The following is a 12,745-nucleotide window of genomic DNA, read 5'->3' on the forward strand; positions in this document are numbered from 1 at the left end:
GCAGCGCACAGTCCCCCATTCTAGTTGGCGGCCAGGGCCACTACCTTGCCCTCGCGGTACAACAGCGCCCTGAGCTCAGCTTCCGCCGAGTCCAGCCGTTTCGGATCGATGGTTTCGCCGTCATGGTAGTGGTCCAGCACCCGCGGGTCCACGTAGCTCTTGCGCGCAATGGAGGGAGTGTTTCCCAGCGTCTCCGCCGCGTCGTACATGGCGCGGCTGATGGCCCGCTTCCGCTTTGCCGCCGTCCGCTGGACTCCGGTCCTCGCCAGGCTTTCCGCGGCCGCCACGGTCCCGCGCAGGGTCCGGAAGTCCTTGGCGGTGAAGTCTGAGCCGGTCCGCTCCTTCACGTAGGCGTTGATATCCGCACTGGTGACCGGACGCCAGGTCCTGCCCTCCTTGTAAGCCAGCAGCCTCGCGTTCGGTCCCCGCCGCTTGAGCAGGCGCAGGAGGGCGGCGAGGTCGGCGTCGCGGATTTCCGATTCCCAGTCCTTGCCGCTCTTGGCCGGGAAGCGCAGGAGGATCCGGTCCTTGCGCACCTGGACGTGGGCGCACAGCAGCGTGGCCAGCCCACGGCTTCCGTTCTCGTTGGTGTACCTCTCCGAGCCCACCCGCAGCGAGCCGGTGTCCAGCATCCGGAACGCCGCCGCCAGGACGCGGTCGCGGGTGAAGCCTTCACTGCGCAGGTCCATGGTCACCCGCCGCCGGGCCGCGGGCAGTGATTCGGCCAACTGGAGGGACCGGTCAAACTTCACCCGGTCCTTACGCTCGCGCCACTCCGGATGGTAGATGTACTGGCGGCGGCCCACGGCATCCACGCCGGTCGCCTGGATGTGCCCGTTCTCGAACGGGGCGATCCAGACGTCGGTCCAGGCCGGCGGGATGCCGATACTTTCCAGGCGGTCGCGGATAGGGCCGGGCGGCAGCGTGGAGCCGTCCAGGTCCCGGTAACTGAAGCCCTTGCCGGCGGGCACCCTGCGGTAGCCGCGGCCCGAGGCGTTGCTGCGCCGGAGCCTCATGGGCTGGGCTCCGGGGAAGGCGCACGTGTCATGAAAGCAAGCCTACTGATTATTTTCCGGAATACCGCCTGTCTGCTGGAATACCTGCCCACCGGATGCTGTTATGGACTTCGTGCCTATGCCAGAAGGAACCTCCCCCGCCACGCCCGTTGCTACCCCCGCAGCCGCGCCGCCGGCCGGTGAGGGGCCCCGGGCTGTCGCCAAGGATTCGACGACCGGCATGCTGTTCGGCATCGGCGCCTACGTTCTGTGGGGGCTGCTCCCGCTGTACTTCTTCATCCTGATGCCGGCGGGCGCCGTCGAAATCGTGGCCAACCGGGTGGTGTGGTCCCTGCTGTTCTGTGCTCTCCTGATCACGGTGACCAGGGCGTGGGGCGTGCTCGCGGTGGCGCTGAAGGACCGACGGGTCTTTGGTTCCCTGGCGCTGGCGGCATTCCTGATTGCCATCAACTGGCTGACCTACACGTACGGCGTCACCACGGGGCAGGCCGTGGAAACGTCACTGGGCTACTTCATCAACCCGCTCGTCTCTGTGCTGCTGGGTGTGCTGGTCCTGAAGGAAAGGCTGCGGCCGCTCCAGTGGGCCGCCGTCGGCGTCGGCTTCGTAGCGGTGGGCGTGCTCACCTACTCCTACGGGAAGCTGCCATGGATTGCCCTGACCCTGGCGTTCAGCTTTGGCCTGTACGGCTTCGTCAAGAACCGGGTGGGATCGAGGGTGGACGCCATCACCAGCCTCAGCGTGGAGACGATGGTGCTCGCCCCTCTGGCCGCCGTGGCCATGGTGGTCCTGGCCGCAGGCGGCAGCTCCACGTTGACGTCCGAGGGACCAGGACACTTCTGGCTGCTGCTGGCATCGGGCGTGATCACCGCCGTCCCGCTGCTTTTCTTCGGTGCGTCCGCACGGCGGCTGCCCATGACCACCATCGGACTGCTCCAGTACTTTGCCCCGGTCCTGCAGTTCGTGGTGGCGCTGCTGGTCTTCCGGGAGGCCATGACGGTTGAGCGCTGGATTGGTTTCGGGGTGGTGTGGCTGGCCCTGCTGCTGCTGACCCTGGACATGCTGCGGACGGCTCGCAGGAACTCCCTCGCCCGCAGGGCGGCAGTCCGCCAGGGCGCCTGAGCCGGGGCTCCCGGTCAAAGTCAACCTCCCAGGGCGCGCTTCACGGCATCGTACGCGGGGGTGGGTTTCCCGTCGTTGAACAGGTGGTCGTGGCCCTGCCGCAGGCTCCCGCCGTCGTCGATCCACCAGTCGTAGCGGTCATCCACTCCCCACGTGGTGTAGGAGACGCAGGTGCGCGAGCGCAGGCAGGTGGCCAGCACCGTGGCGTACTGCTTCGCCTGGGCGTCCGTCCCCTGGCCGTCTGTGACGTCGTTCTCGGAGATGCGGACGTGGAGCCCGGCGTCCCCAAAACGCTTGAGCGTCCGGGTGAGGTCGTCGGCGGAGATGGCGTCGGTCTTGAGGTCGTAGACGTGGGCCTGGAGGCCTGCCCCGTAGATGTGGCCGCCCTGCGCATTCGTGTCCAGGATGAGCTTGAGCAGTGCGTCCTGGCGGCGCCCGGGCACGTCGGCGCCGTTCTCGTTGATGTACTGCTTGATGTCCGGATCGGCCGCGTAGACCGCCTTGGAAACCACGGCCGGATAGCCCGGCCCGAAGACGCGGTACCAGATGTTCTGCTGCATGCCGGTCCCCTGGTCCACGTCGAACGGTTCGTTGACCACGTCAAGGGAAGCCAGCTGCCCTTTGAAGTGCCCCACTACTGCGGAGATGTAGTCGAGCAGTGCTGCCGCGCTGGTCCGGCGCTCCGCGTCCGAGCCTGCGGGGAGTTCCTGCATCCAGCGGGGCATGGCCTCCGTAAAAGCGATGGTGTGGCCGTGCACTGCCATGCCCTTGCTCCGGGCAATCGCCAGGATCGCATCAGCTTCTTCGAAGGTGTAGACGCCCCGCTGCGGGGAGAGGAACTGCGGCTTCATCGCGTTCTCCGGTGTGAGGGCGCCGAAGTTTTCGACGAACTCCCGGGCATAGTCCGTGTCCCCGGTGAGGGGCCCCAGTGCCACGGCCGCGCCTACCAGGAAGTCCGGACGGGTCCTGGCGGCGAGCGCCTGCAGGCCGTCCTTTGACGGCTGGACGCCGGCTGCCGCGGCCCCTGAGGTGCGCAGGCCGGCGCTTCCCGGCGCAACCGCCTTGAGCGAGGTGATTGCGAAGTCGCCGGAATCGCTGGAGAACCCCAGCCACAGTTCCCCGGATGAGAACACCTTGCCCAGGGGAAGGGAGGAAAGAGTGTCGTTGCCGCTTGCGACGGCCAGCGTATCGCCGGAGCGGCGCACGGTGAAGGGCGCCCCCGGGTCCTTTACCGTGACGTGTTCATCATGCACCGGCACCGGCTGGGTCACGTCTTTCTTCTGCGTCCCGTCGAAGACGGCGATCTTCAGGTCGTTTCCCTGAAGGGTAAGCCGCAGGCCCGCCGGCTCGACGCGGAACTCATCGGCGATGACGGGCGGCCGGTCGTACAGAGCCCAGGACGCGTCCGCGGTCACGTCCGCGAACGTCGCGCTGACCGAAAAGTCTCCGCCGACCATCAGGTGCGTGCCGGCGAGGTTGAGCGGGGGGTTCGGCTGACCTCCTTCCCCGCTCTGCTCCACGATTCGCCTGGCGGTGGGCGTCACCTGGAGTGCGCCGTTCCCGGCCCGGACGCCTGGAACATCCTGCCAGTCCCCGTGCAGCAGGTCCAGCGTCACATCAGGCTTGGGCGGGGAGCATGACGCGAGGATGACGAGGAGGGCGGACACCAGCACCACCGTCAGTGCGTGCGGGCGCCCGGCCATCCTTCGTCCTCTCCCCTGCTGCCAGGACCTGGTGCTGCTAGGACTTGGTCCAGCGGACGTCGTCGAAGTACGCCTGCAGTCCCGAATTGCCCTGGACGATCACCTGCAGGCTCGCCTTTGCCACGGCGGTGCTGCTCGGCGAGTACGTCAGGTCCACATTGGTCACGCCGCCGGTTGAGATCCCGAGCTTCCACTGCCCGGAGATCCACTGCCCGGCCGAGTTGTATTCGTCAATGTAAAAGCCCATCTCGCCGCTGGTCCGCGCCGTGATGTTGAGGTAGCTGGCGATCTTGTAGCTGCCGGCTGCCACCGCCACCTGCGGGGAGAACAGGTGTTTGTTGGCCGTGGTGGCGGTCATCTTAACCGAGTTCACCGGGTTGGCCGGGCTTCCGTGGTTGGCTGCGTCAGCCAGGATGGTGGATGCGGAGTCTGTCCGCCAGCCCGAGCCGATTCCGGCATCAAACGTGCCGTTTGCCACGAGGTTGGGCGACGGCGTGGTGGAGCCGGCCCCGAGCGTCATCATCTGCATGTTGTCCAGGTACGCCGTGATGCCGGTGCCGGTCACGTAGACCTGCAGGCTGGCAGACGCCACGCTGGTGGAGCTGGGAGTGTAGGTGAAGTTCATCGACTCCACCCAACGGCTGTTTTCCCGCTTGCGGAACTGCCCGGAAATCCACTGCCCGGCCGCGTTGTACTCGTCCACGTAGAAGCCCACTTCTCCGGAGGAGATTGCCGCCACGTTGAGGAAGGCCTTGTACAGGTAGCTGTTGGCCGCCGACACCGGAACCTTTGGCGAGAACAGGTGGCCCGCAGCGGAACCCGACACCAGCTTCACCGACTTGGCAGGATCCGGGTAGCTCCCGTTGGTCCCGGCGTCCGCGGTGATCGTGGCCGGGGCGTCCGTGCGCCAACCGTCGGCGATGCCGTTATTGAACGTCGCGTTCGGCAGGAGGTTGGGGCTGCCGGTTACCAGGCCCTTGCTGACATTGACGTTCCTGATCTGCCCGGCTGCCACTTTGGTCTGCACATACGCTGCCAGCTGGTCCAGCTCAGCCGTTCCGTACTGGTAGTCATCCGGGTTCTGGCTCGGCGAGGGCCTGACGTCGTGGAACGTGAAGATGGCCCACGTCTTGTTGGCGATTGCCTCGTCAACCTTGGCCTTCAGGGTTGAGACCGTGGTGGTGACTTCCTGCACCGGAGTGTTGTGGAGCAGCAGGTCGCCGAGCGGCCAGATGTTGTTGCCCACGTCCGCGAAGCCGCGCATCGAGGTGTAGTACTTTGCTATCCGGGCGAGCGCCGACATGTCGTAGTCGCCGTAGGGCGTGGCCAGGGCAGTGGCGTTGAACCCGTGGGCCGACAAAGCGGCCCTGCTGTTGGCCAGCTCGGCGTCCACCTGGGCGGCCGTCAGCTTGGTGGCCTGGCAGTCGTTGCCCACACTGACAAGGCACTGGTGGTCAACGGTGTGCGAGCCGATCTCCCAGCCGTAGGTGTTCTGCAACTGGGTGATCTGGTCCCACGTCATATAGGGAACGTCGGTGTTGGCGCGGCAGGTGTTCGGCACGGCGGTCATCCCCACGCAGTTGGTGATGACGTAACTGGTGCCGGTGAGCCCGTACTTCTTAAGGGTGGGGGCAGCCTGCGTTAAGGCACTTTGCATGCCGTCGTCGAAGGTGAAGGACACGAGCGGAGTTGGGGCAGGGTTGTCCACGGCGGCGTTCGCGGCCGCAGGGGTCAGCAGCGCGGCGGCCATGGCCCACACGGCTACCCCCAGGGTCAGGAGCCCGGCGCGGCGTCGCGCCAGGCTGGATCTGGATTTGATCATGACTTTCTCCTTCTTTCGGGTGGCGAAGGCGCCGCGTTTCACCGCCTGACGGTGGTCACGGGCCCTGCAACTGCTCGAACGCCTGGGCGACCGGTTTCACTTGGATGCCGCTTTCGTCGATGAGCTGCAGCTGGGTTGCGAGGACGTCGCTGGTGATGGTGCTCTTGTCCGCCGCAATAGTGTTCTTCTGGGTCCCCGACGCGTCGGGGGCAGCGATCTGGTGGTAGACCAGGATGAGCCAGCCGTTGGACCGCTTAGCCTCGGCGAGCGCTTCCTTCAGGGTGTCCGACGTGGTTGCGTCGGTCACGTACAGGACCTTCAGGTCATGCGGGTTGATGTTTTGCCTGGTGTTGATCCCGTCATCCGTCCCCCGCATGACCTTGAAGTACTTGGCCGCGTACCAGTCCACCTGGGCGTCGGAGCGTCCGTACGGCGGTGCCAGGTCATCAGTGGGAAGGCCGGCCGCGGCCAGCGCTTCCTCACTCTTGCGCAGCTCCTCATCCAGCCGCTCCGCCCCCACGGAGGTGAGGTCGACGTGCTGGTAGGAGTGGGCTGCGATTTCATGTCCCGCCTGGTGCAGCTGCTGGACCTCGGCGCCCGTGATGAAGTTTGGCGTTTCGATAGAGCTGGCGTTGACGTACTGGGTGGACTTGAAGCCATGCTTGTCCAGCAGGGGCAGCGCCCGGTCGTACACGGACTGCCACCCGTCGTCGAACGTGATCGAGACCGTGGGCTGGTTCCACCGCAACGGCCCGGGCCTGGTGATGTCCGTCAACGAATAGTCGCGGACGGCGGTGGTCCCGTTCCCATGTGCAACCAGGGTGACCATCGCGGTGGCCGCGCCGTCGGGGACCTGGAATGCCTCGCTGATGGTGGTCCACTCCCCTGCCGGCGGCACGGTCTCCAGGTTCTTGAAGGTGCGTCCTCCGCCCGCAAGCTCGAACTCGGCCACCACATCCACCTCGCGGTCCGCCTTGTAGGCCGCGCCGAACCTGAAGTAGCGGTCCGGGGTCACCGGGATGGGCTGGTACTGCCACTTCGCCTCCCCGTTCTGGTAATTTCCGACGCGGGTCCAGAGGAAGCTTCCGCGCCCATCCTCGCCGCGCCCGGATTCCACCGTTGACGTCCCGGAGGAATAGGGGGACCAGAAGGCCGGCTGGTTCGGCTGGGTACCGGCGAACCCCGGGTTGGGGATCACGTTCGGGCCCACCGTTGCGGGTGCCGGGGGCTGGACGTCGTCCGCTGCCTCAAGGTAGGCGCCTTCCACACGTGCGGTGCCCACTGAGGCGAAGCGGAAGACGTACTCCACTGCCGCGACGGTGTCGCCGCTGTTGAAGGCATCACTCACCGTGAACGCGGTGGTACCGGGCCGCTCGACCGGGTTCCGCAGCTGCTCCAGGCTGGCGGAGCCATCCCTGTGGTATTTCCGCACCAGCAGCCGGAAATCCGCTTCCGTGGTGGCGTACACCTTGAAGAAGTAGGTCTTGCCGGGAGCCACGTCCACGCGCGGGCTGGTGAGGGTGACGTCGCCCGAGGCGTACTGCGGGATGTCGAGCTTCAGCGCCTGGGCGCCCATCTGTCCCTGCACCAGTTCGAGGGAGGTCTTCGCGTCCCCGCTGTGGCCGGCGGTCCAGCCGCCTGCAGGTGCTACCGAAGTACCGGCCGACGGCGACGGGCCGGGTGTCGCCGTCGGTGCGGCAATGCCGGGAAAGAGCGCCGGGAGCAGGTTGGCTCCGGGCCGCGCCTGGGCGAAGGTGCCGATCCTGCCCGTATACATGAACCACCCTGCGGTGATCAGGAGGACCAGGACCGCGATGACCACGAGCGGATTCAGCAGGACCTGGCGGACCCGCCGGCGCCTAGGCGGCACGGCTTATCACCGCCACGCTGCCGGCCCGCTGCGGAGATTTCCAGGTGTTGATCTCAGGGCGCCGCACCAGCCCTGGTGAACGGGCGATGCACCGGACCGCTGCCGCGAGCTGGACCAGGTCCATGATGTAGAACAGGAAGTAGGCGGTGGGCGCGTACATGCACAGCCTGGTGCGTTCCCGGGGTGAGAGGTTTTCATCCATCAGGACTGTCAGCAGCGTGTAGGCGGTGATGGTGGCGTAAGCCCCGATGATCAGCGCCGGAGTGTAAGTGGCCAGCGACCAATAGACCGCATATGTCCAGGCCAAGGGTGAGACGAGCAGCGTGAATTCGCTCAGCACGGCCGTGGGCATCCGGTAGTAGGCCAGGGTGCGGCTGTACCGGCGGCTGGGGTTCAGCGTCATGCTGCGGTACTTGATGAGGTTCTGGATGCTTCCGTACTTCCAGCGGTAGCGCTGCTTGGCCAGGGCACGGAAGGTGAGCACCCCCTCGGTCTTGGCCACCACGTCCGCGCCGTAGACCATGCGGAAGCGCCGGTTGCCCAAGTGGGTGATTTTTGCACTCAGGCCGATGTCCTCGGTCACGGTGTCCGTGTCGTAGAAGTCCACCTTGCGCAGCACGCGCATCCGGTAGGTGGAGGCCACCCCACCCACCACGAACTCGCAGTTCAGCAGCGAGTAGAGCTTCTTTGAGCGGTAGCCAATCATGTGCTCAAACCGTTGCAGGATGCCGAGCGCCGTGGTCTCCTCCATGATTTGGACGTTCGCCGCCACGCCGGCGACGTACGGGTCGTCGAAGTAGGACAGCGCCCGGGTGATGGCGTCCGGCTGGATGACCGAGTCGGCGTCGAGCGTCATGACGAACTGGCCGCGCGCGAACCTGCGCAGCACCGAATTGAGCGCCGCGCCCTTGCCTACGTTCCGGTGCATCCGCAAGATCCGCAGGTCCATGGCGGGGTGGCGCAACTGGTAATCACGGACCAGCCGGCCGGTGAGGTCACCGGAGGCGTCATCCGCGACGAAGACTTCAAAGAACGGGTAGGTGCTGCGCCGGATGGAGTCCAGGGTCCGCACGATCACCGCTTCCTCGTTGTGGGCGGCAATGACAATGGAGACCAGCCCGGGTACCTCGGGGAGCGCCCGCCGGGTCCACGTGGCCGTCGCTGCGCACTCGGGCTGGTAGGGGGTGGGAAGCCGGATCCCGCTGAGTCCCTTGCGCCGCTGTTGCCATATGTCGTAGAAGTTGGCACCCGCCAGATAGAGGCCGAAGTGCACAACGTAAAGGATGCTGACGCCCGCGAAGAGCCAAAAGACCAAGAGCGCGATATCCATCGCTCATCCGTCCACGGAGTTGGTTGCGAGCACGTTCGTGAAGGCTTCGGGCAGCGGGACGTTGGCCGGCTGGAGAAGGTCGATCCCGGCCGCGATGGCGGGCACGACGGCGATGGCCGGCATGACCGCGGCAGCGGCGGCCTGCGCGGCGGCGGCCCCTGCGTCCCGGGCGGTCCCGGGACGTTGGCCGGCTGGAGCAGCCGTGCCGGCGGCGGCACCGGCAGAGGCGTCGACGCTTGCCACGGCGATGGCCGGAACGGCGGTGCCGGCTGCCGCCGTCTTGGCCATGGCCCGGCGGGCGGCGCGGCGGTAGAACCGGATGCCGATGAAGCGGATGACCACGGTGAGCGTGACCATGCCCCACAGCACCAGGCTCATCTGGGCCACGAAAGCGAGGAGGCTCTCGAACATGGCGCCGTCCCGGCCGAAGGTGGTCCCTGCAGGCACGGCGAAGGTTCCCAGGTTCGTCACCACAGGCCCTCCCCCGTTCCCCTTGAAGCTTGCGTCATTGCTGAAGGCTGCGTCATTGCCTTCCCCCTGTCTTGAGCAAGATGTCCGTCTTTGGGCTGTGGGGTGTCACCGCCTGGGGTGCCCATGCACCAGGCGTTCGTGGAAGTTCCTGTCGTCAGCGTCATGGGAGGGCAGCGTCATTACCCTGCGGCTGACTTGATTGGGAGCGCATATGGAGCTCCGCAATTTGGGGCGGCAGGTGGCGCCTCAGGCAATTGGCGTCGCGCACTGCCCACCCGTTTATAGGTCAAAATTACGTATTCCTGCGCAGGCCCGACACGAGTAACGGGTACTCTATAAAGATTTTTGGGGCTACTTACCAAAAGGGTTTTGGGGGGACCGCCGCGTACCCGCCGGTCCGGGTGGAATATTAGGTAGTTTGCGCAGTCCGGTGCGGGGGCCTAGGTATCCCCCACAGCGGGCTTTCCCCGGCCACGAAAAAGGCAGCACCCCGGCGGGGTGCTGCCTTTTTCGTGGACCGGGTTAGCGGCTCCTAGGCGTTGGCCTTAATGGCTGCGGCGAGGACTTCCAGGCCGTCCGCGAGCAGTTCATCGGTGATGACCAGCGGGGGCAGCAGGCGGATGACGTTGCCGTAGGTGCCGCAGGTGAGGATGATGACGCCTTCCTTCAGGCAGGCGGCTGCGACAGCCTTGGTCAGCTCCGGGTTGGGTTCCTTGGTACCGGCCTGGACGAGCTCGATGGCGAGCATGGCACCGCGGCCGCGGACGTCGCCGATTACGGCGGTCCCGGCGCCGGCCAGTTCGGACTGCAGCTCACGCAGGCGCGCCGTGGCGATGGATTCGATGTGGCGGGCACGGCCGTTCAGGTCGTACTCCTCCATGGATCCGATCGAGGCCAGGGCTGCTGCACAGGCCACGGGGTTGCCGCCGTAGGTGCCGCCCAGGCCGCCGGGGTGCACGGCGTCCAGGAGGTCGGCGCGGCCGGTGATGGCGGACAGCGGCATGCCGCCGGCGATACCCTTGGCCATGGTCATGATGTCCGGGACGATGCCTTCGTGGTTGACGGCGAACCATTCGCCCGTGCGGCAGAAGCCGGACTGGACCTCATCGGCGATGAAGACGATGCCCTTCTCCTTGGCCCATGCGGCCAGCGCGGGCAGGAAGCCCTCGGCCGGGACAATGAAGCCGCCCTCGCCCTGGATGGGCTCGATGATGATCGCGGCAACCTGGTCGCCGCCGATCTGCTTCTCGATCATGGTGATGGCGCGCTTTGCTGCCTCTGCGCCGGTGATCGAGGGGTTTTCCTCGCGGTACGGGTAGCTCATGGGCATGCGGTAGACCTCGGGCGCGAACGGGCCGAAGTTGGTTTTGTACGGCATGGCCTTGGCGGTCAGTGCCATGGTCAGGTTGGTGCGGCCGTGGTAGGCGTGGTCGAAGGCGACGACGGCGTCCCGGCCGGTTGCCAGGCGGGCCACCTTGACGGCGTTTTCCACTGCCTCGGCACCGGAGTTGAACAGGACGGTGCGCTTTTCGTGGTCGCCCGGGGTGAGGCGGTTCAGCTGCTCGGCAACGGCCACGTAGCCCTCGTAGGGGGTGACCATGAAGCACGTGTGGGTGAAGTGCTCCACGGCTTCCTTGACGGCGCCCACGACGGCGGGGTCGGAGGCACCCACGCTGGTCACGGCGATGCCTGAGCCCAGGTCGATGAAGGAGTTGCCGTCGACGTCGTGGATGATGCCGCCGTCGGCGTCTGCCACGTAGACCGGGACGCTGGAGGCGACGCCGGCGGCCACCACGGACTTGCGGCGTTCGGTCAGTGCCACGGACTTGGGGCCCGGGAAGTCGGCCTGGACGTTGCGCTTCTGCTCCAGGCGGTAGGTGATGTCTGCTGCGGTGGTGGTCATGGTTCTTTTCTTTCTACGATTCCGGGTTTCGGCAAGCTCAACCAGCGGGAAATGGTCAGGCGTCGAGGGCGGACATCACGTGCTTGATGCGCGTGTAGTCCTCCACGCCGTACATGGAGAGGTCCTTGCCGTAGCCGGACTGCTTGAAGCCGCCGTGCGGCATTTCGGCGGTAAGGAGGATGTGGGTGTTGATCCAGACAGCGCCGAAGTCCAGGTCACGGCTCAACCGCATGGCCGTGCCGTGGTTGGTGGTCCAGACGCTGGACGCCAGCGCGTAGTCCACGTCGTTGGCCAGGGCCACGGCTTCTTCCTCGGTGCTGAACTTCTGGACGGTGATGACGGGGCCGAACGTTTCCTTCTGCACCACGTCGTCGGTCTGCTTGGCGCCGGTGATGATGGTGGGTTCGAAGAAGTAGCCCTTCTCCCCTGCCCGGTGTCCACCCGTTTCGATCCGGCAGTTGGCCGGCAGGTTCTCCACCACGGAGGTCACGGCGTTGAAGTGGTTCACGTTGTTCAGCGGGCCGAAGTAGTTGTCTTCGTCGTTCTGCGAACCGGTGTGCAGGGTCCGGGTGTGTTCCACCATGGCTGCCACGACGTCGTCGTGCACGGAATCCTGCACCAGCACCCGGGTGATGGCCGTGCAGTCCTGGCCGGCGTTGAAGAACGCGAACTCGGCGATGGCCGCCGCGCTCTTCTTGATGTCCGCGTCCGCGAAGACGATGGCCGGGGCCTTGCCGCCGAGCTCCAGGTGGGCGCGCTTGAGACCCTTGGCGGCGCCGGAAGCCACTGCGATTCCCGCGCGGACAGATCCCGTGATGGACACCAGGCCGGGGACCTTGTGCTCCACCATCATGGCACCGGTTTCGCCGGTGCCCAGGACCACGTTCAGGACGCCCGCGGGCAGGATGTCGCCGGCCAGGCGGGCCAGGACCAGGGTGGACTCGGGGGTGGTGTCGGAGGGCTTGAGGACCACGGTGTTGCCGGCGGCGAGCGCGGGACCGATCTTCCAGATGGCCATCAGGAAGGGGTAGTTCCACGGGGCGACCTGGGCCACGACGCCGATGGGTTCGCGGCGGACGTAGGAGGTGTGGCCTTCGAAGTACTCGCCGGCCGACTTCCCCTCCAGGATGCGGGCGGCACCGGCGAAGAAGCGCAGCTGGTCGGCGCCGGCAGCCACTTCCTCGGAGGCGATGAGGGAGCGGACCTGGCCGGTGTTGCGGTGCTGGGCTTCGACGAGTTCGTCGCTGTTGGCCTCGATGGCGTCGGCAAGCTTGAGCAGCATCAGCTGGCGCTGGCCCGGGGTGACATGCTTCCAGGTCCTGAAGGCGTCCTTGGCTGCCGTCATGGCCGCATCCACATCCGCCTGCACGGAAACGGGGGCCTGCGCCACGACTTCCCCGTTGGTGGGGTTGACCACGTCCAGCAGGGTGGTGCCGGCGGGGGTGACGAACTTCCCGTTGATGAAGTTCTGCAAGGTTTGGACCACGGTGTGCAACCTCTTTCGTAAGGG

Annotated in this window: 9 protein-coding genes; 1 reads left to right on the top strand and 8 read right to left on the bottom strand. The window is 66.3% G+C overall.

Annotation, left to right across the window (positions count from 1 at the left end; all coding sequences use genetic code 11):
- Positions 1-20: 20 nt before the first annotated feature.
- Positions 21-1,016 carry a DNA topoisomerase IB gene (locus VIK36_RS16310; RefSeq protein ID WP_255172940.1) on the bottom strand — a complete coding sequence of 332 codons (996 nt, stop codon included), beginning with the start codon at positions 1,014-1,016 and terminating at the stop codon, positions 21-23.
- Between the two features lie 118 nt (positions 1,017-1,134).
- On the opposite strand from VIK36_RS16310, the gene rarD reads away from it, so the two are divergent.
- Positions 1,135-2,136, top strand: coding sequence for an EamA family transporter RarD (rarD, locus tag VIK36_RS16315; protein WP_324642734.1), 1,002 nt, complete (start codon positions 1,135-1,137; stop codon positions 2,134-2,136).
- 20 nt (positions 2,137-2,156) lie between these two features.
- On the opposite strand, the gene VIK36_RS16320 is transcribed toward rarD, so the two are convergent.
- From VIK36_RS16320 to VIK36_RS16350, 7 genes are all read right to left on the bottom strand, one after another.
- A complete protein-coding gene (locus tag VIK36_RS16320; protein WP_324642736.1) occupies positions 2,157-3,839 on the bottom strand; it encodes an endo-1,4-beta-xylanase in 1,683 nt (560 codons plus the stop codon).
- Positions 3,840-3,876: 37 nt separating this feature from the next.
- Complete coding sequence (locus VIK36_RS16325; protein ID WP_324642737.1) at positions 3,877-5,661, bottom strand: polysaccharide deacetylase family protein; 1,785 nt, start codon at positions 5,659-5,661, stop codon at positions 3,877-3,879.
- Between the two features lie 55 nt (positions 5,662-5,716).
- Positions 5,717-7,531 (bottom strand): polysaccharide deacetylase family protein, encoded by a 1,815-nt coding sequence (locus VIK36_RS16330; protein WP_324642739.1) that lies wholly within the window; start codon positions 7,529-7,531, stop codon positions 5,717-5,719.
- Complete coding sequence (locus VIK36_RS16335) at positions 7,521-8,861, bottom strand: glycosyltransferase family 2 protein (RefSeq protein WP_324642741.1); 1,341 nt, start codon at positions 8,859-8,861, stop codon at positions 7,521-7,523. The genes VIK36_RS16330 and VIK36_RS16335 overlap by 11 nt, the downstream gene beginning before the upstream one ends.
- Positions 8,862-8,864: 3 nt before the next feature.
- Positions 8,865-9,335, bottom strand: coding sequence for a hypothetical protein (locus VIK36_RS16340; protein WP_324642743.1), 471 nt, complete (start codon positions 9,333-9,335; stop codon positions 8,865-8,867).
- Positions 9,336-9,864: 529 nt separating this feature from the next.
- Positions 9,865-11,235, bottom strand: coding sequence for a 4-aminobutyrate--2-oxoglutarate transaminase (gene gabT / locus VIK36_RS16345; RefSeq protein ID WP_255172947.1), 1,371 nt, complete (start codon positions 11,233-11,235; stop codon positions 9,865-9,867).
- Between the two features lie 55 nt (positions 11,236-11,290).
- Positions 11,291-12,721, bottom strand: a complete 1,431-nt coding sequence (locus VIK36_RS16350; protein WP_224026738.1) for a gamma-aminobutyraldehyde dehydrogenase — start codon at positions 12,719-12,721, stop codon at positions 11,291-11,293.
- Positions 12,722-12,745: the final 24 nt, after the last annotated feature.

Source organism: Pseudarthrobacter sp. LT1 (assembly GCF_035621795.1).
Taxonomy (GTDB): Bacteria; Actinomycetota; Actinomycetes; order Actinomycetales; family Micrococcaceae; genus Arthrobacter.